This window comes from Massilia arenae (assembly GCF_008014745.1).
GTDB lineage: Bacteria > Pseudomonadota > Gammaproteobacteria > Burkholderiales > Burkholderiaceae_D > Telluria > Telluria arenae.
In genome coordinates this window covers 203,027-229,081 of record NZ_VPFD01000016.1, presented here as the reverse complement: position 1 = coordinate 229,081, position 26,055 = coordinate 203,027, and the positions used below count along the sequence as shown (strand labels likewise).

General features: G+C 63.6%; 18 protein-coding genes and 1 rRNA gene. 11 read left to right on the top strand and 8 right to left on the bottom strand.

The genetic code is table 11. From position 1 onward, the window contains the following. The first annotated feature begins 179 nt into the window (after positions 1-179). Positions 180-292 (top strand): 5S ribosomal RNA (gene rrf / locus FVD38_RS16165). Between the two features lie 64 nt (positions 293-356). Here the strand turns inward: rrf and FVD38_RS16160 are convergent. Further along, complete coding sequence (locus FVD38_RS16160) at positions 357-3,959, bottom strand: TonB-dependent receptor (protein ID WP_229493715.1); 3,603 nt, start codon at positions 3,957-3,959, stop codon at positions 357-359. Positions 3,960-4,381: 422 nt separating this feature from the next. Between FVD38_RS16160 and FVD38_RS16155 the strand changes: the two genes are divergently transcribed. Further along, entirely contained in the window at positions 4,382-5,425 is a 1,044-nt protein-coding gene (locus FVD38_RS16155; protein ID WP_147935753.1) for a retropepsin-like aspartic protease, read from the top strand. Between the two features lie 18 nt (positions 5,426-5,443). On the opposite strand, the gene FVD38_RS16150 is transcribed toward FVD38_RS16155, so the two are convergent. Both FVD38_RS16150 and FVD38_RS16145 read right to left on the bottom strand, forming a co-directional pair. Continuing rightward, entirely contained in the window at positions 5,444-6,886 is a 1,443-nt protein-coding gene (locus FVD38_RS16150) for a DHA2 family efflux MFS transporter permease subunit (RefSeq protein WP_147935752.1), read from the bottom strand. A 117-nt stretch (positions 6,887-7,003) separates the two neighbouring features. Next, positions 7,004-7,567: an acyloxyacyl hydrolase gene (locus FVD38_RS16145; protein WP_123069894.1), complete on the bottom strand. Its 564-nt coding sequence runs from the start codon at positions 7,565-7,567 to the stop codon at positions 7,004-7,006. A 191-nt stretch (positions 7,568-7,758) separates the two neighbouring features. Between FVD38_RS16145 and FVD38_RS16140 the strand changes: the two genes are divergently transcribed. Continuing rightward, entirely contained in the window at positions 7,759-8,415 is a 657-nt protein-coding gene (locus FVD38_RS16140) for a suppressor of fused domain protein (protein ID WP_147935751.1), read from the top strand. Here FVD38_RS16140 and FVD38_RS16135 read toward each other — a convergent pair. Further along, positions 8,412-9,602, bottom strand: a complete 1,191-nt coding sequence (locus FVD38_RS16135) for a M20 aminoacylase family protein (RefSeq protein ID WP_147935750.1) — start codon at positions 9,600-9,602, stop codon at positions 8,412-8,414. The two genes, FVD38_RS16140 and FVD38_RS16135, sit on opposite strands and share 4 nt — an antisense overlap. Before the next feature lie 174 nt (positions 9,603-9,776). Here FVD38_RS16135 and FVD38_RS16130 point away from each other — a divergent pair, with 174 nt between their 5' ends. The 4 genes from FVD38_RS16130 (at position 9,777) to FVD38_RS16115 (ending at position 16,602) form a co-directional block, all read left to right on the top strand. Next, a complete protein-coding gene (locus tag FVD38_RS16130) occupies positions 9,777-11,879 on the top strand; it encodes a molybdopterin-containing oxidoreductase family protein (RefSeq protein WP_147935749.1) in 2,103 nt (700 codons plus the stop codon). Between the two features lie 25 nt (positions 11,880-11,904). Further along, the gene (locus FVD38_RS16125) at positions 11,905-12,981 is read left to right on the top strand and encodes an aminopeptidase (protein ID WP_147935765.1); all 1,077 of its coding nucleotides are present in this window, start codon (positions 11,905-11,907) and stop codon (positions 12,979-12,981) included. A gap of 161 nt (positions 12,982-13,142) precedes the next feature. Next, complete coding sequence (locus FVD38_RS16120; protein ID WP_147935748.1) at positions 13,143-14,834, top strand: long-chain-fatty-acid--CoA ligase; 1,692 nt, start codon at positions 13,143-13,145, stop codon at positions 14,832-14,834. Between the two features lie 85 nt (positions 14,835-14,919). Beyond that, the gene (locus FVD38_RS16115) at positions 14,920-16,602 is read left to right on the top strand and encodes a long-chain-fatty-acid--CoA ligase (RefSeq protein WP_147935747.1); all 1,683 of its coding nucleotides are present in this window, start codon (positions 14,920-14,922) and stop codon (positions 16,600-16,602) included. A gap of 155 nt (positions 16,603-16,757) precedes the next feature. Here FVD38_RS16115 and FVD38_RS16110 read toward each other — a convergent pair whose 3' ends face one another. After that, positions 16,758-17,213, bottom strand: coding sequence for an acyl-CoA thioesterase (locus FVD38_RS16110; RefSeq protein ID WP_147935746.1), 456 nt, complete (start codon positions 17,211-17,213; stop codon positions 16,758-16,760). 62 nt (positions 17,214-17,275) lie between these two features. Between FVD38_RS16110 and FVD38_RS16105 the strand changes: the two genes are divergently transcribed. After that, the gene (locus tag FVD38_RS16105; protein ID WP_147935745.1) at positions 17,276-19,153 is read left to right on the top strand and encodes an ABCB family ABC transporter ATP-binding protein/permease; all 1,878 of its coding nucleotides are present in this window, start codon (positions 17,276-17,278) and stop codon (positions 19,151-19,153) included. Here the strand turns inward: FVD38_RS16105 and FVD38_RS16100 are convergent. From FVD38_RS16100 to FVD38_RS16090, 3 genes are all read right to left on the bottom strand, one after another. Continuing rightward, entirely contained in the window at positions 19,147-20,232 is a 1,086-nt protein-coding gene (locus FVD38_RS16100; RefSeq protein WP_147935744.1) for a type II asparaginase, read from the bottom strand. The genes FVD38_RS16105 and FVD38_RS16100 overlap by 7 nt on opposite strands. Before the next feature lie 41 nt (positions 20,233-20,273). Further along, positions 20,274-21,557: a metal-dependent hydrolase family protein gene (locus FVD38_RS16095; RefSeq protein ID WP_147935743.1), complete on the bottom strand. Its 1,284-nt coding sequence runs from the start codon at positions 21,555-21,557 to the stop codon at positions 20,274-20,276. A 93-nt stretch (positions 21,558-21,650) separates the two neighbouring features. Further along, positions 21,651-22,919 carry a dicarboxylate/amino acid:cation symporter gene (locus tag FVD38_RS16090; RefSeq protein WP_147935742.1) on the bottom strand — a complete coding sequence of 423 codons (1,269 nt, stop codon included), beginning with the start codon at positions 22,917-22,919 and terminating at the stop codon, positions 21,651-21,653. Positions 22,920-23,194: 275 nt separating this feature from the next. Between FVD38_RS16090 and pyrC the strand changes: the two genes are divergently transcribed. Genes pyrC through FVD38_RS16075 form a run of 3 tightly spaced genes read left to right on the top strand, consistent with a single transcriptional unit; the run spans position 23,195 to position 26,048 of the window. Continuing rightward, positions 23,195-24,244, top strand: coding sequence for a dihydroorotase (gene pyrC, locus FVD38_RS16085; RefSeq protein ID WP_147935741.1), 1,050 nt, complete (start codon positions 23,195-23,197; stop codon positions 24,242-24,244). An 8-nt stretch (positions 24,245-24,252) separates the two neighbouring features. Continuing rightward, positions 24,253-25,044, top strand: coding sequence for a DUF3025 domain-containing protein (locus tag FVD38_RS16080; protein ID WP_147935740.1), 792 nt, complete (start codon positions 24,253-24,255; stop codon positions 25,042-25,044). A gap of 14 nt (positions 25,045-25,058) precedes the next feature. Continuing rightward, entirely contained in the window at positions 25,059-26,048 is a 990-nt protein-coding gene (locus FVD38_RS16075; RefSeq protein ID WP_147935739.1) for a Gfo/Idh/MocA family protein, read from the top strand. The last annotated feature ends 7 nt before the right edge of the window (positions 26,049-26,055 follow it).

Here is a 26,055-nt window from a genome sequence, read left to right as displayed (position 1 = left end):
ATACTAATTGCCCGTAAGGCTTGTCCCTATAACCTTGGTAGTCAAGGTTGTGACGAGTACAACTGCTTGAATACAAGCTACAACCCAACAATACTTCTTCCAGATTCAGAGTGCCTACTTCGTAGGGTGGACGGCTATGCAGTCCACGCGTTCAAGCAACGCCATTCGTACAAGTCATGCCTGATGACCATAGCAAGTCGGTCCCACCCCTTCCCATCCCGAACAGGACCGTGAAACGACTTTGCGCCGATGATAGTGCTGCAACCAGTGTGAAAGTAGGTTATCGTCAGGCTAGTTATAAGAAAAACCCCACCAGGTGATCCTGGTGGGGTTTTTTGCTTTAACCGCGCCTGCCCTCACTCGAACCTGAAATTCACCCCCGCCATATACGTCGCTCCCGCATACGCATCGGTGTACACATTCGGCGTCCCATCCGCAAACTGCGCAAATCCCCCCGTCGTCGTCCCCGTATGGATCCGTCCGAGATTCCGCCCCTCGAGGAACAATTCGACGTTCTCATTGACCCGGTACCCGATTTTCGCATCGATGTACCGCGTCCCCAGCCGGAAGCTGGGCGCCCCAGGCGCATATACCGGATTCCGAACAGTAGTCAGCCCCTGCGCCGGATAATTGTTAATAGCGGTCGAATTACATCCCGATATGCAACTGAACTTCTCGGCCACGAACTGCACCGCCACCCTGGCCGATAACTTGCCATCGTCATACCACAGCGACGCGTTCCAGGAATGGTGTGGCTCGCCGGCCACCGGCATGACGGTACCGGTCAGCAGGTCGCGCACGGCGGTCCCGGTCAACTTGGACTTGTTGCGCGTGTAGTTGGCGTCCATCCCAAGATAGCGCAGATACCACGGCAGGAAGGTGAACGCGGCCTTCCCCGATACCTCGTAGCCCGTGCGGGTGTTCGGTAATTGATTGATCCAGCGACGGTAGTCGAACTGCTGGTCTGCCAGCGGCTTGCCGGTCTGGCTGTCCACCTGGTCCGAGCCGGCAAACAGCGCGGCCGCATTGACCGCCTCGATCAGCGTCGGTGCACCGATGACGCCCTCCTGCCGGTATACAGCGCCGGCGAGCATGTAGTTCTTGTTGGGATACCACTCGAGCGACAGGTTCTGGTTGTGGTTGGTCATCGGCTCCAGCGACGGATTGCCCATGGTGCCGGAGCAATATTGCGCGCGAGGCTCGCCGTCCGCATCGAGCTGGTCGGTGAAGCGCTCGTCGTAGAAGCAGGTGCCGCTCGGGATCAGGCGACCACCCGGAGGGCGTGCGACGGTCTTGCCCCAGTTGTAGCGCAGTACGAGCTCGTTGGGCACGAACCAGGTGTTCAGGTTGATCGAGGGCAGGTAGTCGGTGCTGACGTCCGAGATCTCGGTATCCCGGCGGTAGATCGCCGTCGTCACACCGTTAGCATTCTCCGGGTCGGCGGGATTGAAGCTCGGGTTCTTCACCGTCGACTGGAAGGCCAGCTGGCCGGTGCCGACCACCCCGGTACGCACGATGCGCACGCCGACGTTGCCATCGAAGGCGATGCCGAACGGCAGCGGCCGTTCGCTGAACGGGATGCGGTCCAGGCTGAAGTCTGTCATCAGGTAGCCCGCATCGACGGTTTCCACCAGCTTGTTCATCGGCTGGGCATACATCTGGCCGTCGCTGCCGGCGCAGGATTTCACGCAATCGAGGTTGTAGTTCGGTACGCCGAGCAGCTCATAGAGTTTGCCGATGTCGATCTCGGTCCAGCCGCCAATCAGCCCCGCCGGACGATCGGGATCGCCGCCGTAGAACTGGGATGTCGGCTGCTTCGTATAGACCTGCGCGAACATGTCCCGGAACTGGTCGGCGGTGATCTGGATCGTTCCGCCGAGGTTGGCGCGCGGGTCGGCATTGGGGGTATAGCCGTACTTGCATGGCCGCCCGCCTGCCCCCAGCGAGCCGGGAGTGTCTTCGCAAATCTGATAGGTGGTGCGCAGGTTTTTATTGGGGACGTAAATGCCTGGAATATAGCCTGGCGTTCCCCAGGTGCCCTGGGCTTCCTGGACGGTCATGCCGCCGGTGCCCCAGGCCGAATAATCGCTCTTGCGGCGGTTGTATCCGACCTTGAAGCGCGGCAGATAGCCGTTGGTGAAATCGCTGGTATTGAAGGCCACATCGAGTTTCACGGTGCGCTCGGTCTGTTCGTTGATGCGCGCATTCTGCAGCGAGAGCGTGCGCGCCGGATCGATCAGCGGTAGCTGGCCCGCGGTATAGGCGGGCGTCGCCGGGCCGAATGCATTGCCGGCGAAAGCGGCGAGCGCCGGCTGCGGCCGCAGCGCGAAATAATTGTTGGGGTTGTTGGGATCGAAGCTCCCGGTCGGTTTGTAATCCCAGATACCGTTCGATAACAGGGTTGCCTGGACGGGCCCGGTGTAGCCGCTTAGGCCGGCGCGCCGCTCGTAGCGCGAGAAGTCGCTGCGCGCATCGCCCAGCAACAGCTCGGCGAACACATAGCGATTCTTGTAGGTGCCGCCAGCCTGGGTGTAACGCGATTTTTCCTTAATATTGAGCATGGTGTTCTCAACACCGAAACCGCCATCGGCAATCGTGTAGCCGGTCAAATGGTGGTTCGCGTCGACCGTGACCGAGTTCGGATCGATGTTCGACGTCGACCCGTTGGCGGCGCCCGCGCCACGCCAGCTCAGGTCCGGATACAGGAAGTAGCCGGATGCGGGCACCACATTGCGCGTCGCCCATGCGCCGTTCGGCAACTGGGTCGGCGACACCGTGTCGGTGAAGGATGGGCCGATATAGCCATTCGGACCGGTGACTGCCGTGCCGTTGAAGGCTGGGCCGCCGTAGCCCGCGCTGCTCGCTTCCGAGACGATATTGCGTGACGAGCGGCTGTGCTTGACGTAGACCTGCAGGCCGTCGCTGACCTTGAAATCCAGGCGGATGTCGCCTGAATTGCGATCTTCGTCCTGTCGATTCACGAAGTAGCGGGTACTGCTCGGCACGTAATCATTCCATTGCCCCAGGCAGGACAGCAGTTCCGTCTGGCGTTGGTTGATCGCACTGGTACGGGTGGCGCCAGCCACGATGGCGTTCGCCTGGGCCTCGGACAGCAGTGGAAATGCCTGGTAACACGCTGCTTTGGTTTGCGCAGCGGCCGATTTGGCCACGATTTCCTGGGGTGTGGCTGCGTTGAACGTGCCGCCACCGATGAGATTCGATGTCAGCAGCGGTGTCGTCGACAGCGGATCGTCCAGTTTGACGGTATTCGGTTGGAACGAGAACGTTTTTTCCGGCGAGTTGTCGAAGTCGAGCGGACGATAGGCGCCGACGGCACTGCTGCTGCCGCCCTGGTTGATCGAATGCGACTCGTGGGCAACCTTGCTGCTGGAAAGATTGACCAGCACGCCCAGCCGGTCGTTCATCAGTTTTTTTACGCCGACGAGGTTCAGGTTGGGGTTGAGTTTCTCGTTGAGCGTGTTTTGCATTCCCGCGACACGCATCGACAGGTAATCCTTCTTGAAGTCCAGGCCATTCCGGGTGGTGATGCGCACCGAGCCGCCAAGCGCCCCTTCTACCATGTCGGCCGTGGAACCTTTCACCACGTCCACGCTCTTGATCAGATCGGACGATAGCTGGCGCATCTCCACGGCGCGTCCACCGGCCTGGTCCGAGCCGGCGTTCATCCCGCCCAGCAGATCGGCGCCGCCAGCGGACTGAACGCCCTGGCCATCGAGTTCCACGCGGGTCAGTTCCGGGCCGTTGCCGCGGATCGAGACCGAGATGCCTTCGCCATAGTCGCCACGGTCCACGGCCACCCCGGCGATCCGGGAAATCGCATCCGCCACGTTCCGGTCCGGGAAGGCGCCCACGTCTTCCGCCACGATGGAATCCTGGGCGGTGTCGGCTTGTTTCTTCCTGCCGATCGCGCTTTCCTGGGCCTGCCGCGTACCTACCACGCGTACGGTGGTTGGGGCACTGGCGGGGCTATTTGTCGTCGCGTCCTGTTCCGTTTGGCCGGCCTGTTGCGCGTGCACCGGTAAGCCGGTCGCAAGCGAAGCCAGGGCCATCGCAACCGCACCGGACAGACGCCGTGTACGGCAATGCATTGCTGTATGCCTGTTCATTCTCGTCTCCGTAATCTTTTTTATGGACCGCCAGATTACGACCCGCTAATGTACTAGTGCATGTCTAACGGAAAAGAATCACGGAGTTGATCGTGCCGAAAAGTCGATGAATTGCCATCGCCAGAAGTTGATTTCACCTCCAATTACCTGACTCGCATAACATCAACCCGAAGCGGGTAAATCTCGCGTCGCCGATCATTTACATGCATTGAAGTATCTATACTGGGTCTTCCCTGGACTCATGATCGACGGCGATGACTAAACGATTCTCGACGCTGTACGCCCACCTGGCCGGCCCGTTTTTACTCGCGGCCCTGATGAATTCCAGCCCTGCGGTTGCGCAATCGGTCCCTGCCGGCTGCGAGATGGGTGAACTGGCCACGGTGCCCCTCACGTTTACCGACGATCTGCGCCCCGTCATGAAAGCCAGTCTCAACGGCTCCCCCATATCCGCCGTGGTGAACATCGGCTCGCCACAAACCATCGTCCTCAACAAAAAGACCCTGGATCGTCTCGACATCAAGGTACGTCATGTCACCAGTACCCAGTTCCAGGAAAGCAGGAACGTCACAACGACTTTCATCCCGCAAGGCGATTTCGTGCCGTCTGGTCAATTCATCGTCAAGGAAGGCGTGACGACATTCGTCGACGACGCTTCTTTCGGCCGGACCAAGCTGACAGACGGCTGGTATGTGGTCGAGGATTTTATGGACGACACGTTCGGCGCAAGAGTCGGCGCCGGCAATCTCTTGCTCACGGATCTAGAAGTCGCCCTGGATGAGGGCTATCTGAAACACTTCAACCCGCAAGGCTGCTTCAGGGAGCATCTCGCCTACTGGGACCCGGACGCCGTCGCCGTCCCCGTCCGGGTCGACCTGTGGAAACGCGATCCACGTCCGGTGTTCAGCGTGCTCATCAACGGCAAGGAGGTCTGGGCGCTATTGTCGACGGCGACGCCGCATTCCTACCTTCCGGCAAGCGCTGCGGAGCGGCTGGGATTGACGCCCGCCGTAGCCGGCGCGACCCGCGAGGAACCACTTCCCGGCCACGACCAGGACAAGCCGGTATGGAGTGTCCCCGTGGGACAGATGTCGATCGGCGGACTCGAGGTCAAGGATTTCAATGTGCGCCTGATGGACTTGCCGTATTCAGGCGCGATCCTGGTATTGGGTACCGACTTCCTGCATCGCCACCGGACCTATATCGCGATGAGCCAGCGACAGGTGTACTTCTCCGCCGTCAAGAATCCGATCCTGAAACGCGGCTCGGTCGAAGTGATCTCGCAACCGGTGAAATAAGGCGCCGTCACTGAGGCGTCACTGAGCCGTCACCGTCACCGGCTCGGCCGTCGGGGCCACGCTCTGCCCACGGCTGATGCTGTCGCCATCATTGCGGCGCAGGCGCCAGAACACGGCCGAGGAGAGCAGGGTCAGCACCGCCAGGACGGCGAAGCCATGGTGCAGGGCCTGCGTCACCTGGCCCTGGTTGGTCTGCGACACGCCGCCCAGGAACCAGGCGGTGACGATCGATCCGGCCGCCAGGCCAAAGCTCATCGACAATTGCTGGAACGAGCTGGAAATGGTGCTGGCCATGCTGGTATCGGCCGGCTCGACGTCGGCATAGGCCAGCGTATTCATGCTCGAGAACTGCAGCGAGTTGAAGAAGCCCTGCATCAGGCCGATGCCGACGATCACCGCCAGCGGCGTGGCGGCATCCACCAGCGTGAACATCGCAATAGTCACGCCGATCATGATCGTGTTCACCAGCAGCACCCGGCGATAGCCGAAGCGCGCCAGCAAGCCGGGCGCGAACACCTTCATGCCCATCGCCGCCAGCGCCGCCGGCATCATCAGCAAGCCGGACTGCCAGGCCGGCAGCCCCAGCCCCAGCTGGTACAGCAGCGGCAGCAAAAAGGGCAGGCCGCCGACGCCGAGCCGGGTGACGAAGCCGCCCAGCACCGCGATGCGGAAGGTGCGCACCTTGAGCAGGGTCAGGCGCAGGAGCGGGAACTTGGTGCGGCAGGCATGCCAGGCATACGCGCCCAGCAGGCCGAGCGCCAGCAGGAATAGCAGGCCGGCCGTCATGCCGTCGAGCGTATGCTCGCCGAACACTTCCAGTACCCAGGACAGCAGGGCGGTGCCGCTGCTGAACAGGATCAGGCCGGGTACGTCGAGCGGACGCCGCTGCTCCGCGCGGTAGTCAGGCATATAGCGCCAGACAAAATACAGCGCAGCCAGTCCGACCGGGATATTGACGAAGAAGATCACGCGCCACGAGGTCCAGTGCACGATCAGGCCGCCCACCGTCGGCCCCAGCAGCGGTCCGATCAGGGCCGGGATGATGACGAAGTTCATCGCCCCCAGCAGCTCGTTCTTGGGGAAGGTGCGCACGATCGACAGGCGGCCGATCGGGATCATCATGGCCCCGCCCAATCCCTGCAGCAGCCGGGCGCCGGTCATCATGTGGGCGCTCACTGACAGCCCGCACAGCACCGATGCGAAGGTGAACACGGCAATGGCCGTGAAGAACACGCGCCGGGTGCCGAAGCGGTCGGCCATCCAGCCGCTCAAGGGAATGCCGACCGCGAGGCCGAGGATGTAGCTGGTGACGACCGATTTCAGGCTCAGCGGGGTGACGCCGAGGCTGGCGGCAATGCTGGGGATGGCGGTATTGACGATGGTCGCATCGAGCTGCTCCATGAACAGGGCAGTCGCGACGAGCCAGGGAAGGTAGCGCTTGAGGGTGGGCGAAGGGGTCAATCGGGCCTCGGAAAAACGGCAGGCGGCAGTGGCCGCCAGAGGCCCGATTGTGTCACAAACTGCAAGATGGCCGCGCCATGGACCGGCCGTTGCCGGCCCATGTGCGCATCATGGACATCAGAAGCGGTAAGCCGCCTTGGCGATGAACCAGTTGGCGCCCGCGTTCGGGCTCTTGATGCTGGCGTTCGAGTAGTGCTGGTACTTCAGGCCGAAATCCCACTTCTGGGTGGTATAGCCGATGCCGATGTGGTCGCCGAACTGGAAGGCGGTCGACAGTTCCTTGTCCTCGTTTTTGTACAGGGTCGAGAACAGGTTAACGCCGATGCCGATCTCGCCGTACAGGCCGAGCTTGTTGTCATTCTGGTAGCGGAACACCGGGGTGAAGCCGATCGCCGCCATATTCTTGTTCTGGCCGCGCACGTTCTCATAGGAATTCAGGCGCCACAGGGCCAGGTTGCCTTCCCAGTAGCCCGACAGGTGACGGCCGTTGCCGGCGAACCAGCGCTTGTCCCAGTCGGACTGGACCGCGATGCGGTACATGCGTTGCTGCGGGTTGGTGCCGACTTCGAACGAAGCCGAATCGATGTAGCCGTTGCCGACGGTGGACTGGGCCGAGGCGAACGGAGCGAACAGCGCGGCGCAGCAAGCCGCCAGCGCGCCGATTTTCTTGGTAGTGAGCATGGTTATCCTTGGAAGGAGAGCGTAATTCTTATTTGATGCGCTATTGTACTAGCGAGAACAATAGCGTGCTGGCGGCCACGTAACCATGTGGCGAAGGTATCATAGACGCCTGCCGAACCCGAACCATCTCAATAATAATGGCCGAACCAATCGAACCAAGCGTCGCTCCTTTATACCCACTAGCCGCGCCCATGGCGCGCCAGCCCGAACCCGCAGTGCTGCCGCACGACCCGGTGGGCGAGCACATCGCCGCCCATCTCGGCAAGCCCGCCCTGTACTTCCACGAAACGAAGACGGACGGCGTCCAGGTCGACATTCACGTGATCGGGCCGACCGACTCCTATCCCTATGTGCGCCTGGTGACGTCGGGCTTGAGCAAGCAGCCGATGAACGTGCCGGAAGGCGCGCCGGCTTATGCCGAGCTCATGATGGCCCTGCCGGCGAACTGGCAACTGGACGAGGCTGCGATGAAGGACGAGCGCTGGTACTGGCCGGTCGCCCTGCTGCGCCACCTGGCCCACTATCCGCATACAGAGCGTACCTGGATCGGCCTCGGCCACTCCCTGCCGAACGGTAACCCGGCCAAGCCGTATATCGCCAGCATCGGCTTCTGCGGCGCCATCTTGCTGCCGCCGGCATCGAGCCCGGAACCGTTCCACTCGGTCACGGTCGACGGCAAGGACGTCTATTTCCATTGCGTCGTGCCGCTGTACAAGGAAGAGCTGAACCTGGCGCGCCGCCGCGGCTTCGCGGCGCTGATCGACAAGTTCAACCAGTTCAACGTCACCGACGTGGTCGACCCTGCGCGCAAGAACACGGCCCGGAAGAAATTCCTTGGCTTGTTCTAAGCCTTGAGGCTCATCTCCGCCAGCCGCACCCAGTAGCTGGCGCCGATCGGCAGCAGGTTGTCGTTGAAGTCGTAGCTGGCATTGTGCAGCTGGCAAGGGCCGAGCCCATGGCCGCCGGCGCGGTGATCGCCGTCGCCATTGCCGAGGAAGACATAGCAGCCCGGCTTGGCCTGCAGCATGAAGGCGAAGTCCTCGGCGCCCATGGTCGGTTCGACATTGGCGTCGACCTGGGCCGGGCCCACCACCGCGCGCATCGCCTCGATCGCGAACGCGGTCTGTTCCGGATGGTTCACCAGCGGCGGGTAATTGCGCTTGAAACCGAAGTCGATGCTGGCGCCAAACCCGGCCGCGATGCCATTCGCCATCTCTTGCATGCGGCGCTCGATCAGGTCGAGCACTTCGGTGGTGAAGGTGCGCACCGTGCCGACCAGTTCGGCTTCATCGGGGATGATATTGGTGGCGCTGCCGGCATGGATTTGCGTGATCGACAGCACCGCGGTGTGCAGCGGGTTCTTCTCGCGCGAGACGATGGTCTGCCAGGCTTGCGCGATCTGCACCGCCACCATGATCGGATCGATGCCGCGATGCGGCTGCGCCGCGTGGGCGCCCTTGCCGCGCACGGTCACGCGGAACTCATTACTCGAGGCCATCATCGGGCCTGAGACGACGCCGAAATGCCCTTCAGGGATGCCTGGCCAATTGTGCATCCCATACACGGCGTCCATCGGGAAGCGCTCGAACAGGCCGTCCTCGATCATGCGCTTCGCGCCCCCGCCGCCTTCCTCGGCCGGCTGGAAGATCAGGTACACGGTGCCGTCGAAGTTGCGGTGCTGCGCCAGGTAGTGGGCGGCGCCGAGCAGCATCGCGGTGTGGCCGTCATGGCCGCAGGCGTGCATCTTGCCCGCATGGGTCGAGGCGTGCGCGAAGCCGTTCAATTCCTGCATCGGCAGCGCGTCCATGTCGGCGCGCAGGCCGATCGCGCGTTCCGACGTGCCGTTCTTGATGATGCCGACCACGCCGGTCACGCCAAGGCCGCGCACCACGGGGATGCCCCACGCGTTGAGGCGTTCGGCGACGATTTCGGCGGTGCGGTGTTCTTCGTAGCACAGCTCCGGGTGGACATGCAGGTCACGTCGGATGGCCTGGATCTCTGCTTGAGACGCCAGGATAGGTTCCACTAGTTTCATCGTGTTCTCCTCGCTGTTTGCGAATGTGTCACCACGCCGTCCAGCCTTTGCATGGCATCGTTTTAACTATTGTAGCGTGCCTCAAACAGACTTGACAGAGGAGGGCGCGAAGCCCGCCGGAATCGTATAAAGTATTGGATTCACGCAGTTTTTTCACCATAGCCTCATAAGAAAATGACCATTACCCACGTCCGTGCGACCTGCCCCCACGATTGTCCCGACACCTGCGCCATCCTCGTCAAAGTCGAAGACGGCGTCGCGACGGAAGTGAAGGGCGATCCGGAGCATCCGACCACGGCCGGGGTGTTGTGCACCAAGGTGTCGCGCTATGTCGACCGCACCTATCACCCGGACCGCGTGCTGTATCCGATGCGTCGCGTGGGCCGCAAGGGAGAAGGAAAATTCGAACGCATCAGCTGGGACGAGGCGCTCGACACCATTGCAGCACGCTTGAAGCCAATTGCTGCGCGCGACCCGCAAGCCATCCTGCCCTATAGCTATTGCGGCACCATGGGCCTGGTGCAGGGCGAATCGATGTCGCTGCGTTTCTTCAATAAACTGGGCGCCTCGCTGCTCGATCGCACCATCTGCGCCACCGCCGGCGCCACCGGTTATCGCTATACCATCGGCAGTTCGATCGGCACCGACCTGGAGGAGTTCCAGGACGCCAAGCTGATCCTGATCTGGGGCGGCAACCCGATCGCATCCAACCTGCATTTCTGGATGCGCGCGCAAGAGGCCAAGCGCCGCGGCGCGACCCTGATCGCGATCGATCCCTATCGTTCGCTGACGGCCGAGAAGTGCCATCAGCACATCGCCCTGTTGCCAGGCACCGACGCCGCGCTGGCGCTGGGCATGATGCACGTATTGATCAAGGAAGACCTGCTCGACCACGACTATATCGCGCAATACACGCTCGGCTTCGAACCCCTGAAGGCGCGCTCCCTGGAATGGACGCCCGAGCGTACCGCGGAAACCTGCGGCATCACGGTCGACGAAGTGGTCAAGCTGGCGCGCCTGTACGGACAGACCGCGAAGCGTGGCGAAGCGGCCGCGATCCGTGTCAACTATGGCATCCAGCGCGTGCGCGGCGGCGGCATGGCGGTGCGCAACATCACCTGCCTGCCGGCGCTGGTGGGCGCCTGGCGCTTGCCGGCCGGCGGCATCCAGCTGTCGACCTCGGCGTCGTTCCCGGTCAACCGCCCGGCCTTGCAGCGCCCGGATCTGCTGGCCGGCCGCACGCCGCGCACGATCAATATGACCACCATCGGCGACGACCTGCTCAGGCAAGCGTCGCCCGAATTCGGCCCGAAGATCGAGGCCGTCATCGTCTATAACGCCAATCCGCTGGCGATCGCGCCCGATTCGCGCAAGGTGCAGCAGGGCTTCGAGCGCGAAGACCTGTTCACCGTGGTGCTCGAGCACTTTCACACCGACAGCGCCGACTATGCCGACATCCTGCTGCCGGCCACTACCCAGCTCGAGCACGTCGATGCGCACCTGGCCTATGGCCACTTGTACATGATGGCGAATAATGCCGCCATCGCCCCCGTCGGCGAATCGAAGCCGAACACCGAATTTTTCCGCCTGCTGGCAGCGCGCATGGGTTACGACGACCCGTGCTTCCAGGAGAGCGACGACGAGATCGCGGCCCAGGCCTTCAACAAGAGCGATGCGCGCGCCATCCACTTCGACTGGGATTCGCTCAAGCGCAGCGGCTGGAAAAAGCTGAACATGCCGGCCGCGCCGTTCGCCGAGGGCGGTTTCACGACCCCGTCCGGCAAGTGCGAGTTCTTTTCCGAGAGCATGCTGGCCGATGGGCTCGATCCGGTGCCCACCTATATTCCGCCTTACGAGTCTGTTGCTTCCAACCCTGTATTGGCTGAAAAATACCCACTCGCGATGATTTCTCCGCCGGCGCGGAACTTCCTCAACTCCACGTTTGTCAATGTAAAGAGCCTACGCGCAACTGAGGGCGAACCGCACCTCGACATCCACCCGAACGATGCTGCCGCACGCGGCATCGCCCACGGTGAGATGGCGCGTATTTTTAACGACCGCGGTTCGTTCATCGCCCGCGCACGCGTGACCGATAAGGCGCGTGCTGGATTGGTGGTGGGCTTGTCCGTCTGGTGGAAGAAACTTGCCAGCGACGGCAAGAACGCCAATGAAGTCACCAGCCAGCGTTTGACCGACATGGGCCGGGCGCCCACTTTCTACGACACCCTTGTGCAGGTCGAAAGAGCTGCACCCTTGACGCGAGATGAAACCATCTAGATTTTCCCAGGCCTTCAAGCCAGTCATGGTCGCAGCAGCTGCGGCCCTCATGTTGTCAAGCTGCTCATCCCTCTCCTACTACACCCAGGCCGCGCAAGGCCAGCTGCAATTGCTGACCAATGCGCGCCCGATCGACGACTGGATCGCCGATAGCAACACCAACGTCAAGCTGCGCCATCGCCTCGAATCGGCGCGCCAGATCCGCCGCTTCGCCATCCAGGAAATGAAGCTGCCCGACAACGGCAGCTATACCAACTACACCAATCTCGGCCGGCCCTACGTGTTGTGGAACGTGGTTGCCACGCCCGAGCTGTCGCTCAAGCCCATCCAGTGGTGCTTCCCGGTGGCCGGCTGCGTGAGCTATCGCGGCTACTACAGCAAGGCCGAGGCCCAGGCGTATGCCAGGCAACTGCGCGCGCAGGGCAACGACGTCGAGGTCGGCGGCGTGAGCGCCTATTCGACCCTGGGCTGGTTCAGCGATCCCCTGATGTCGACCTTCATCAATTATCCGGACGCCGAGCTGGCGCGCCTGATCTTCCACGAACTGGCGCACCAGGTGGTCTACGTGGCGGGCGATTCGCAGTTCAACGAATCGTTTGCCAGCGCGGTGGAGCAGGCCGGCGTGGAGGCGTGGCTCGAGCGCTTCGGCAATCCCCAGATGAGCGAAGCCTACGAGCGCTATAAAACCCGCAAGAGCGACTTCCTGGCGCTGCTGCTGCGCTATCGCGGCGAGCTCGAGCGTACGTACAAGAGCATGGAGCCCGACGGCGTCAAGCGCGCCGCCAAGGCGCGGCTGTTCCTGGCGCTGCAGGACGACTACCAGGTGCTCAAGGCGAACTGGGGCGGCTACGCGGGTTACGACCGCTTCTTCGCCGAGCCGCTGTCGAATGCCCATCTGGCATCGGTGGCGACCTATAACGATTTCGTGCCGGCGTTTCGCGTTTTGCTGCGCCGCGAGAAGACGTGGCGCGGCTTCTACAAGGCCGTCAATCAGCTGGCCAAGCTCGACAAGGAAGAGCGTCATCGCGTGCTCAAGCGCCTGGGCGGAACGACCACGCCGGGCACGCTGGTGGTGCAGCGCACCATGGGAGCGTCGCCGTAGAGGACCGGTTCCAATCGCGGTAAAACCGCTTGCGCACAGGGGCGCTGCCCGATAGCATCACCATCAGCGATGGCAAACCTATAAGCCACGTGCGCAGGCGCGCCCGGCAAACACCTCCGGCCGCCCGAACAGAACGATAAAAATCGAGACAGAGGTGAGCGATGGACAAAATTTGGCTGCAGTCGTATCCCCCGGGCGTGCCTGCGGAGATTGATCCGGATCAATACCGCTCCTTGGTGCATTTGCTCGAAGAATCCTTCAGCAAGTTCGCGGACCGCAAAGCCTATGTGTGCATGGACAAATTCCTCACCTACGGCGAACTCGATGCGTATTCGAAGCGGCTGGCCGCCTGGCTGCAGAGCCGCGGCCTGGCCCCCGGCGCACGCGTGGCGATCATGATGCCGAACGTGCTGCAGTATCCGGTCGCACTGGCCGCCGTGCTGCGCGCCGGCTACACCGTCGTCAACGTCAATCCGCTGTACACCGCGCGCGAACTCGAACACCAGCTCACCGACTCGGGAAGCGAAGCGATCATCGTGCTGGAAAATTTCGCCCACACCGTGCAAAAGGTGATGGGCAAGACGCCCGTGCGCCACGTGGTGGTGGCCAGCATGGGCGAGATGCTGGGCGGCGTGAAGGGCATGCTGGTCAACTTCGTGGTCCGCAACGTCAAGAAGATGGTGCCCGAGTTCTCGCTGCCGAATATGGTCACCTTCAAGGAAGCACTGGCCCAGGGCGAGCGCATGCCGTTCAAGCCGCCCGAGCTCAAGATCGACGACGTCGCCTTCCTGCAGTACACCGGCGGCACCACCGGCGTGTCGAAGGGCGCCACGCTCAGCCATCGCAATGTGATCGCCAACGTGCTGCAGAGCGAGTCCTGGTCGCAGCCGGCGCTGGGCGAGGCCGGCGGCGAGCAGGTGACGATCGTGTGCGCGCTGCCGCTGTACCACATCTTCGCACTCACCGCGTGCGCGATGTGGGGCATGCGCATGGGCGCCCTGAACGTCCTGATCGTCAATCCGCGCGACATTCCGGCCTTCGTCAAGGAGCTGGCAAAATACCGCTTCAACATGCTGCCGGCGGTGAACACGCTGTATAACGCGCTGGCCAACAATCCCGAATTCGCCCACCTCGATTTCTCGGCGCTGCGGGTGTGCAACGGCGGCGGCATGGCGGTGCAAAAGCCCGTGGCCGACAAGTGGCGCCAGATCACCGGCGTGGCCATCATCGAGGGCTACGGCCTGTCCGAGACCTCGCCGGTGGCTACCTGCAACCGCGCCGACGGCACCGAATTCACCGGCACCATCGGCCTGCCGGTGCCGTCGACCGACATCGCGATCATCGACGACGAAGGCCGCCACCTGGCGCCCGGCGAGATCGGCGAGATCGCCATCCGCGGCCCACAGGTGATGACCGGCTACTGGAACCGCCCGGACGAAACCGCGAAGGTGATGACCGCCGATGGCTTCTTCCGCTCGGGCGACGTCGGCATCATGGACGCTACCGGCTTCGTGAAGATCGTCGATCGCAAGAAGGACATGATCCTGGTCTCGGGCTTCAACGTCTATCCGAACGAGCTCGAAGGCGTGATCGCCGGTCATGCGGGGGTGCTCGAATGCGCCGTGGTCGGGGTGCCGGACGAGCATTCGGGCGAGGCGGTCAAGGTATTCGTGGTAAAGAAAGACCCTGGCCTCACGGCCGAACAGCTGATGGGCTACTGCAAGGAGCAGTTCACCGGCTACAAGCGACCGAAGTACATCGAATTCCGCGACGAGCTGCCGAAGACCAACGTCGGCAAGATCCTGAGGCGGGCGCTGAGGGACGAGAACAAGCAGCCGGAGACGGTGGCATAAGCATTGTGACGGGACTTACCCGGCGAAAGCCGCCCCGTCGGGCGGCTTTCGCGTTTTATTGGAACCAACAAGGAAGGCAGGACAGATGGACAAATTTTGGCTCTCGTCGTACGAGAACGGCGTGGCGACGGAAATCGATCCGACCCAGTACCGCTCGCTGACGCATTTGCTGGAGGAGGCGTTCCGCAAGTACGCCGACCGCAAGGCCTATGCCTGCATGGGCAAGTCCATCACGTTCGCCGAACTCGATGCGATGTCGCAGCGGATGGCGGCCTGGCTGCAGGCGCGCGGCCTTCAAGCCGGCGCGCGCGTGGCGATCATGCTGCCCAACGTGCTGCAGTATCCGGTGGCGCTGGCCGCCGTGCTGCGCGCCGGCTACGTGGTCGTCAACGTCAACCCGCTGTACACGCCGCGCGAACTGCAGCACCAGCTGGTCGACTCGGGCGCCGAGGCGATCGTGGTGCTCGAGAACTTCGCCCACACGGTCGAGCAGGTGGTGCGCCAGACGAAGGTCAAGCACATCGTGTTGGCGACCATGGGCGACCTGCTGGGCGGCCTGAAGGGCACGCTGGTCAACCTGGTGGTGCGCAAGGTCAAGAAGATGGTGCCGGCCTATTCGCTGCCGGACGCGATCGGCTTCAACAAGGTGCTGGCCGACGGCGCGCGTGAAACCCTCAAGCCGGTGACCATCGGCCACGACGACATCGCCTTCCTGCAGTACACGGGCGGCACCACCGGCGTGTCGAAGGGCGCGGTGCTGCTGCACCGCCACGTGATCGCCAACGTGCTGCAGAACGAAGCCTGGTTCGCCCCGACCCTCGGCAAGCTGAAGGCCGGCGAGCAGCCGCAGTTCGCCTGCGCGCTGCCGCTGTACCACATCTATGCGCTCACGGTCTGCGCGTTGCTGGGCCTGCGCATCGGCGGCATGAACCTGCTGATCCCGAACCCGCGCGACATCAAGGGCTTCATCAAGGAGCTGGGCGGATACCGCATCAACATCTTCCCGGCCGTGAACACGCTCTATAACGGCCTGCTCAACAACGACGATTTCGCCAAACTCGATTTCTCGGGCCTGATGGTGTGCCCGGGCGGCGGCATGGCGGTGCAGAAGGCCGTGGCCGACAAATGGCTCAAGACCACCGGCATCCCGATCGTCGAGGGTTACGGCCTGTCGGAGACCTCGCCGGTGGTGAGCGCCAACCGCTGCGACATCACCGAATTCACCGGCACCATCGGCCTGCCGCTGCCATCGACCGAGTTGCGCATCCTGGACGACGCGGGCAATGAAGTCCCGTTCGGCACCGCCGGCGAGATCGCCGTGCGCGGCCCGCAGGTGATGGCCGGCTACTGGCAGCGTGACGACGAGACGGCCAAGGTCATGACCGCGGACGGTTTCTTCAAGACCGGCGACATCGGCATCATGGACGACAAGGGCTATACCCGCATCGTCGACCGCAAGAAGGACATGATCCTGGTCTCGGGCTTCAACGTCTATCCGAACGAAGTCGAGGGCGTGGTGGCCGCGCACCCGGGCGTGCTGGAAGTGGCGTGCGTGGGCGTGCCGGACCAGAACTCGGGCGAGGCTGTGAAGCTGTACGTGGTCAAGAAGGACGCCGATCTGACCACTGAACAGATCAAGGAATTCTGCAAGGAACAGCTGACCGGCTACAAGCGGCCCAAGTTCATCGAATTCCGCGAGACCCTGCCGAAGACAAACGTCGGCAAGATCCTGCGGCGCGAACTGCGCGACGAGAAGAAGACCGCTTGACCGGCTTGCGCGTCAATTTGATCGTTTAACTCAGTACAGCCACGTCGTTCCCGCGCAGGCGGGAACCTAAGTTTGCCAGCGTTATCGATACGCACGCAGTACTTGGGTTCCCGCCTTCGCGGGAACGACGTTTTGGGGCTAACGATTCAACCGATCTAGCGGTGCGCCACCAGCGATTCGAGCGGCGGCAGCTGGCGTGGCTTGCGGTCAGGGCCGGTGGCGACATAGGTCAGCGTCGCCTCGGTCACCTTGACCACCTCGGCCGCCAGGCGGTTGCGCTCGGCGTACACCTCGACGAAGACGGTGACCGAGGTGTTGCCGACCTTGGTGATGTCGGCGTAGAACGATAGCAGGTCGCCAACGAACACCGGGTTCTTGAACAGGAAGGAGTTGACGGCGATGGTCGCCACGCGGCCATTGGCGCGGCGGGTGGCCGGCAGCGAGCCGGCCAGGTCGACCTGGGCCATGATCCAGCCGCCGAACACGTCGCCATACACATTGGCGTCGGACGGGGCGGGCATGACGCGCAATTCGGGCATTTTTCCTGCCGGCAGACGTACCGTGGTCGGGACGGTGGCAGGAGCGGTCGGGGTGTTTTCGGGCGTGGTCATCGTGAATTCTCGGTAAAAGCTACAATCGACCCGAATTGAACCATAAATCCAGAAGCCCCGTCATGCGCCGCAACTCCGCTCCACTTCCTCCCGACACCACCGGTGTGCCCCGCAACGACTGGGGCACCCTCAAAACCCTGTTTCCCTACCTGTGGGTCTACAAGTGGCGGGTGATGGCCGCCATGGCCGCGCTGGTCGGCGCCAAGATGGCCAACGTCGGCGTGCCGCTGGTGCTCAAGAAGATCATCGACGGCCTGGCGATCGACCCGGCGCACCCGCATGCGCTGCTGGTGCTGCCGCTCGGACTGCTGGCCGGCTATGGCCTGCTGCGCCTGTCGATGACGGTCTTCACCGAGCTGCGCGAGTTCCTGTTCGCGCGCGTGACCCAGCGCGCGGTGCGCACCATCGCGCTCAAGGTGTTCCGCCACCTTCACGCGCTGTCGTTGCGCTTCCACCTGAACCGCCAGACCGGCGGCATGACGCGCGACATCGAGCGCGGCACGCGCGGCGTCAATTCGCTGATCTCGTATTCGCTGTTTAACATCTTGCCGACCCTGGTCGAGATCACGCTGGTGCTGGTCTACCTGGTGTTCAACTACGATATCTGGTTCACCATCATCACGGCGGTGGCGCTGGCGTCCTACATCACCTTCACGGTGATCGTGACCGAGTGGCGCACGCACTTCCGGCGCACGATGAACGAGCTGGAGTCAAAAGCGTCGACCAAGGCAATCGACTCGCTGCTCAACTACGAGACGGTCAAGTACTTCGGCAACGAAGACTACGAGGCGCGGCGCTACGACGAAGGCCTTAAGAACTACGAGAACGCCGGGGTGCGTTCGCAGACCTCGCTGTCCTTCCTCAACACCGGACAGTCGCTGATCATCGCGACCGCCGTCACGCTGATCCTCTGGCGCGCGACCGAGGGCGTCATCGCCGGCACCATGAGCCTGGGCGACCTGGTGCTGGTCAATACCTTCATGATCCAGCTTTACCTGCCGCTCAACTTCCTGGGCGTGATCTACCGCGAGATCAAGCAAAGCCTGGCCGATATGGAACGCCTGTTCGGCCTCCTGGACCAGAACCGCGAAGTGGCCGACAGTCCCAAGGCGCAGCCGCTGGCGACCAAAGGCGCCGAGGTCGCGTTCTCGCACGTCGAGTTCAGCTACGAGACCAAGCGGCAGATCCTGTTCGACGTCGACTTCACGATTCCCGCCGGGACCACCACCGCCGTGGTGGGGCATAGCGGCTCGGGCAAGTCGACCCTGTCGCGGCTGCTGTTCCGCTTCTACGACGTCAACGGCGGCGCGATCCGCATCGACGGCCAGGACCTGCGCGACATCACCCAGGAATCGCTGCGCGCCGCGATCGGCATCGTGCCGCAGGATACGGTGCTGTTCAACGACACGATCGAATACAACATCGCCTACGGCCGGCCCGGCGCCAGCCGCGAGGACATCGTCGCGGCCGCGCGCGCGGCCTCGATCCACGACTTCATCGAGAGCCTGCCGGATGGCTACGGGAGCATGGTGGGCGAGCGCGGCCTGAAACTGTCGGGCGGCGAAAAGCAGCGGGTGGCGATCGCGCGCACCTTGTTGAAAGATCCGGCGATCCTGATCTTCGACGAGGCCACGTCGGCGCTCGATTCGCGCGCGGAGCAGGCGATCCAGGCCGAACTGAAGGAAATCGCCAAGAACCGCACGACGCTGGTGATCGCGCACCGCCTGTCGACGATCGCCGATGCGCAGCAGATCATCGTGCTCGACCACGGCAGGATCGTCGAGCGCGGCACGCATTACTCGCTGCTGGCGGCGCAGGGCCTGTATGCGCAGATGTGGGAACGGCAGCTGGCGCGGCCGGATGAGGATGTGGCGTCGCCGCCGTTGGAGGCAATGGTGGACGTGGACGGCGAGCCGTCCACGTCGCGGGTGCATCAGTAGGTGTAGAACATCCGCTGGATGTTCTTGGTATCGGTCGTCTTGGTCAACGCCAGCATCAGGAGAATGCGCGCCTTCTGCGGGCTCAGGGTGTCTGCCACCACGAAGTCCAGCTCGTCGTCATTGGCTTCGCCATTGCGCGCCACGATGCCCTGGCCGACACGGCTCGCGCGCACGATCACGACGCCGTCCTTGCGCGCCTTGACCAGCGCCGGCTTCGTCTTTGCCGGCAGGCTGCCGTTGCCCACGCCCGCATGCACCAGCCCCCTGGCGCCGGCCGCGACCAGCGCATTGACGGCGACGTCGCCCACGTTCGCATACGCATAGGCGACGTCGACCTGCGGCAGCGCATCGAGTTTGCTCACATCGAACTCGGTGTCCAGCGTGTGATTGCGCACCACGTTACGGTAGAAGAACGGCTTGCCGCCCTGGATATAGCCGATCACGCCCAGTTCCGACGTACGGAAGGTGTCGGTCGTGGTGGTGTTGGCCTTGGTGACGTCGCGTGCCGAATGGATCTGGTCGTTCATCGCCACCAGCACGCCGCGGCCCGCCGCCTCCGGCGTGCCGGCCAGGCGCACCGCGTTGTACAGGTTGATCGGGCCGTCGGCCGACAGCGCGGTCGACGGCCGCATCGAACCGACCAGCACCACCGGCTTCCTGCTCTTGACCGTCAGGTGCAGGAAATACGCCGTCTCTTCCAGCGTGTCGGTGCCGTGGGTGATCACGATGCCGTCCACGTTCGGCTGCGCCAGCAGCACGTTGACGCGCTTGGCCAGTTGCAGCCATTGCGCGTCGCTGATGTTCTCGCTGGCGATCTGGAACACCTGCTCGCCGGTGACGTTCGCCACCTTGGCGATCTCGGGCACCGCCGCGATCAGCGATTGCACCCCCACGGTGGCGGCGGTGTAGCCGACCGTGGTGGTGCTGGTGGCGCCGGTGCCGGCGATGGTGCCGCCGGTGGCGAGGATGGTCACGTTCGGCAGCTTTGCCGTGGTCTGGGCCTGCACCGCGGCAGCGGCGAACATGAACAAAAAGCCGCACAGCATGGTGCGTACGGCTTGGGGGAACTGCTTGGACATCGTGTTACTACCTTTCTAAAACTGGCGGGACGCCCTGGAAATCAGGGCTTTTTGTACACCACGCCATCCTTCATCACAAACTTGACCTGCTCGAGCACTTTCACGTCCTTCAAAGGATCGCCCTCGACCGCGATGATGTCGGCCGCGAAGCCCGCATCGATCGCACCCAGGCGTTTCGGCTGGTCGAGCAGGATGGCGGCGTTGACCGTGGCCGAGCGGATCGCATCAAGCGGCGTCATGCCCGCTTCGACCATATAGCCGAATTCCTTGGCATTGTCGCCATGCGGGAACACACCGGCATCGGTGCCGAATGCGATCTTCACGCCGGCTTTATAGGCGCGGCCGAAGGTGGCTTGCAGCTGAGGACCGATCGCGGCCGCTTTCGGACGCACCAGGGCGGAATAATAATTCGGTTCCTTCGCCTTGTCCGCCACGTAGCGGCCGGCCGAGATGGTCGGCACGTACCAGCCGCCGCCCTTCTTGAACAGTGCGATGACCTCGTCGTCCATCAGCGTGCCGTGCTCGATCGAGTCGACGCCGACGCGCAGCGCGCGCTTCATGCCTTCGGCGCCGTGGGCGTGGGCCGCGACGCGGAAGCCGTAGTCCTTCGCGGTGCTCACCACGGCGCGCAGCTCATCCTCGGTGTACTGCGAGTTGTGGCCGCTGGCGGCCTGGCTCAGGACGCCGCCGGTGGCGGTAACCTTGATCAGGTCGGCGCCATCCTTGTAGCGGGTGCGCACCGCCTGGCGCGCTTCCTCGGGGCTGTTGAGCACACCCTCGGTCGGGCCGGGCGTGCCGATCTTCTCGGACAGGAAGTGCGACAGGTTGTTGGTCGGGTCGGCGTGGCCGCCGGTGGTGGCCAGCGATTTACCGGCGGTGAACATGCGCGGGCCCGGCACTTCGCCGGCGGCGATGGCGCGCTTGAGCGAGATGTTCAGGTTATCGTTGGCGCCCAGGTCGCGCACCGTGGTGAAGCCGGCCATCAGCGTGCGCTCGGCGTACTTCACCGAACGATAGGCCATGTCGGCCGGATTGGCGGCCAGGCGGTCGCGGTAGGCGTCGACCGCCGGCTGGGTTTCGCTGGTCAGGTGCACGTGCATGTCGATCAGGCCAGGCAGGCAGCTGTGGCGCGAGAGGTCGATGTTGCCGGCAGCCTGCGTCATCGGTCCCACCGAGACGATGCTGCCGTTCTCGATCACGATGCTGACGCGCTCGCGCCATGCGCCTTTCTGGACGTCCAGCAGCCGGCCGCAGTCGACCGTCTGGGTGGCGGCGTGCGCGCTGTTCAGGGCCAGCAGCATGCCGGCGGCAACCATCTGTTTCATCTCTCTCTCCTTGTTGTGATTATCGATGTTGAAAAAACAAAGGCCCTCCATTGCTGGAAGGCCTTGGGTGCTACGGGCAGCCGGTTGCCATCGTCATTTCAACGGTGAGATGGCGGGCTCCTTGTTCGGTTCTCCCAGGTCGCCCTCCCACTTGGCGACGACGGCGGTGGCGATGCCGTTGCCGATCACGTTGGTGGCCGAGCGCGCCATGTCCAGGAAGTGGTCGATCGCCAGCAGCAGCAAGAGGCCCGCTTCCGGAATGTCGAACTGGTTCAGGGTGGCGGCGATCACGACCAGCGAGGCGCGCGGCACGCCGGCCATGCCTTTCGAGGTCAGCATCAGCACCAGCATCATGGTGATCTGGGTACCGACCGACAGGTCGATGCCGTAGGCCTGGGCGATGAAGACGGCTGCGAAGGTGCAGTACATCATCGAGCCGTCCAGGTTGAACGAGTAGCCGATCGGCAGCACGAACGAGGCCAGACGGTTCTTGACGCCGAAGCGCTCCAGGCTTTCCAGGGTTTTCGGGAAGGCGGCTTCAGACGAGGCGGTCGAGAAGGCCAGCACGGTCGGGCCGCGCAGTTCGGAGACCAGGCGCAGGATGCGCGGGCCGATCACGGCCATGCCGATGCCGATCAGGACGATCCACAGCAGCGCGATGCCAAAGTAGAACTGGGCCATGAAGATGCCGTAGGTCGACAGCACGCCCAGGCCGCTCTTGGCGATGATGCCGGCCACTGCCGCGAACACCGCGATCGGCGCGAAGTTCATCACGTAGCCGGTCAGCTTGAGCATGACGTGGGCGACGCCGTCGATGGCGTCGATCATCGGCGTGGCGCGTGCGCCAACCGCTGCGGCGGCGGTGCCGAAGAACAGCGAGAACACCACGATCTGCAGGATCTCGTTCCTGGCCATGCCGTCGACGATCGAGGTCGGGATCAGGTGGGTGATGAAGTCCTTCATCGTCAGGCTGCCGCTGGTGATGCCCGAGCTCGCGTCGACCGGCGGCATCATGCCTGCCGCGAACAGCGCGTCGCCTGGACGGAAGATGTTCACCAGGACCAGGCCGAGCGACAGCGAGATGACCGAGGCGATCATGAACCAGCCCAGCGCCTTGATGCCGATGCGGCCGACTTCCTTGGCGTCGCCCATCTTGGCGATGCCGACCACCAGGGTCGCGAACACCAGCGGCGCGATGATCATCTTGATCAGGCGGAGGAACATCGTGGTAATCAGCGACATCGTGTCGGAGAAGCTCGTCGCGCCGGTCGCATCGGTATTGGTGTTGACCAGGTAGCCGACCACGATGCCGACCACCAGGGCGATCATGATGAAGGTAGTCAGGCGATTTCGATTGTTCATAAAGCTTCCTGTCGTGTGGACCTGTGCAGGGCCGGCGGCGGCGGATCTCGCTGTCGCTGGCAGGTTGTTCGGGCAATGACCGGTTTTCGAGGACCGAAGGCCGGTTGGTACTGAAGATTATGGCAAGTTCCGCAGTATCCTAGGCACAGTTAGTGCTGTCAAGCACGCTTACACCGTTGGCGTTACGGTAATCCGACACGCCATTCCAGTCCCCCGAACGCACCTCGCGGGCCGCCGCGCAGGTAAAATACGCCATTCGTTTTTCGAGAGCCGCCATGTCCACCATCGAGACCCCAGACACCATCACCATCACCCGTCCAGACGACTGGCACCTGCACCTGCGCGACGGCGCGGCGATGGCCAGCGTGCTGCCGCACACCGCCCGCCAGTTCGGCCGCGCGATCGTGATGCCGAACCTGCGCCCGCCCGTGACCACGGCCGCCGCCGCTCTTGAATACCGCGCCCGCATCCTGGCCGCGCTGCCGGAGGGGATGCGCTTTGAACCGCTGATGACGCTGTACCTGACCGACAACACCGATCCGGACGAGATCCGCCGCGCCCAGGACACCGGTTTCATCCACGCGGTCAAGCTGTACCCGGCCGGCGCCACCACCAACTCGGACGCCGGCGTCACCGACCTCAAAAAGTGCTACAAGACGCTGGAAGTGATGCAGGAAGTCGGCATGCCGCTGCTGGTGCATGGCGAAGTGACCGACAACGAGATCGACCTGTTCGACCGCGAAGCCGTGTTCATCGAGCGCGTGATGCGCCCGCTGCGTAAAGACATGCCGGCGCTGAACGTGGTGTTCGAGCACATCACCACCAAGGACGCGGCCCAGTACGTGGCCGAGGCCGAAGGCCCGATCGCGGCCACCATCACCGCCCACCACCTGCTGTACAACCGCAACGAGATCTTCCGCGGCGGCATTCGCCCGCACTTCTACTGCCTGCCGGTGCTCAAGCGCGAAGAACACCGCCTGGCGCTGGTCACCGCCGCCACCAGCGGCGACGAACGCTTCTTCCTGGGCACCGACTCGGCGCCGCACGCGGTGCACACCAAGTACGCCGCCTGCGGCTGCGCCGGTTGCTACACCGCGCTGCACGCGATGGAGATGTATACCGAAGCCTTCGCCCAGGCCGGCGCGCTCGACAAACTGGAAGCCTTCGCCAGCTTCAACGGCCCGGCCTTCTACAACCTGCCGAGGAACGTTGGCACGATCACGCTCAAGCGCGAATCGTGGACCCTGCCTGAATCGGTGCCGATGGGCGAACACCAGCTGGTGCCGCTGAACGCGGGCGAGAGCATCAACTGGAAGATGGTATAAGCAGCACCGTGCTGCCGCCGATCGACTGGGCGCAGCCGTGGTACGACACGGTGCGCCCAAGCTTTGAACGGGCCTCGCCGCCGCTTGACGGCTTCATCGATGCCTTCAACGTGGCGGCGCGCGCGCTCGACCTCCGTAATGGCGGCGGCATGCCGCTGTCCTTCGTGCCGCAAGCCGCGCTGCCGGAAGGGACGGCCTATGAAGAATTCATCGGCGCCACCGGCCAGGTGCCGACCCGCGACAACCTGCACGATTTCTTCAATGCGCTGGTGTGGCAGACCTTCCCGGGTATCAAGCGCGCGCTGAACGCGCTGCAGGCGGCGCAGATCGCGCAGGCCGGCGTCGGCAAGTCGCGCGGGCCGGCGCGCGACGCCGCCACCATCTTCGACGAGAACGCGGCCTTGCTGGTCGTGCGCGACAATGAAGCAGGGCGGGCGCTGGTCGAGGACTTGCGTGCGCACCGCTGGTTAGAGGCCCTGTACGATAAGCGTGACTTGTTCGGCAAGGACGTCGAGGTCTGGCTGTTCGGCCACGCGCTGATGGAAAAGCTGGTGGCGCCGCGCAAGGCGATCACCGCACATACGCGGGTGGTGTTCGCCGGCGACGATTACTTTGCGCTGGCAGCCGATGCGCGCCGCGCATGGCTCGACCGCGAGGTGGCGGCCAGCCTGGCGAATGAAGAGCTTACGCCGGGTGGCTTCACGCCCCTTCAGGTGCTGGGCATTCCAGGCTGGTGGCCTGGGCAAGACCCTGATTTTTATCTGGATACGACTGTGTTCCGTCCCAAGCGGACGGCGTGAAAAGGGAGAAGCCGATGGCTGAAACGGTACGCTGGGGAATTCTCGGCACGGGCAAGATTTCGCGTGCCTTTGCCAATGCATTGAAGGATGTGCCGGGCGCCGTGCTGGCCGCCGTGGGTTCGCGCAGCCAGGACAAGGCAGCTGCCTTCGCCGAGGAATTCGGCGCGCTCGCCAGTTATGGCTCGGCCGAGCTGCTGGCCCAGGCCGAGGGCATCGACCTGATCTACATCGGCACGCCGCATCCGGAACATGCCGGCAACGCCCTGATGGCGCTGCGTGCCGGCAAGGGCGTGCTGTGCGAGAAGCCGTTCACGATGAACCTGCGCGAAGCCGAGCAGGTGGTGACCCTGGCCCGCTCGAAGCGCCTGTTCCTGATGGAGGCGATGTGGACGCGCTACCTGCCGGCCTACCTGGAAGTGAAACGCATCCTGGCCTCGGGTGAGATCGGCACCCCGCGCCAGATCGTCGCCGACTTCGGCTTCGCGGCCGCCTTCGGTCCCGAGCACCGCGTGTTCAATCCCGAGCTGGGCGGCGGCGCGCTGCTCGACCTGGGCATCTATCCGCTGTCGGTCGCGGCCGGCTTGCTGGGGCCAGTGATCGAAGTCCGTGCGCAAGCCGAGATGGGCCCGACCGGCGTCGACGTGCAGACCGGTTTCACGCTCAAGCATGAAGGCGGCGGTATGTCGGTCTGCAGCTGCTCCTTCCTGGCGCGCACGCCGGCCGAGCTGACCGTGTCGGGCGAGCGAGGCCAGGTGCGGATGAACACCATGTTCCACCGCGCGACGTCGGTCACCGTCAAGCTGGACGACGGCAGCGAGCGCACGATCGAGACGCCGTATCTTGGCAATGGCTATGTGCACGAAGCGATCGAGGCCCAGCGCTGCTGGCAGCAGGGGCTGCTGGAAAGCTCGTCGATGACGCAGGGCGAGACGCTGGCGCTGATGGGCGTGATGGACGAGATCCGGCGCCAGATCGGCCTGCGTTACGCGGCCGACCGCGCGTAGGGCATAT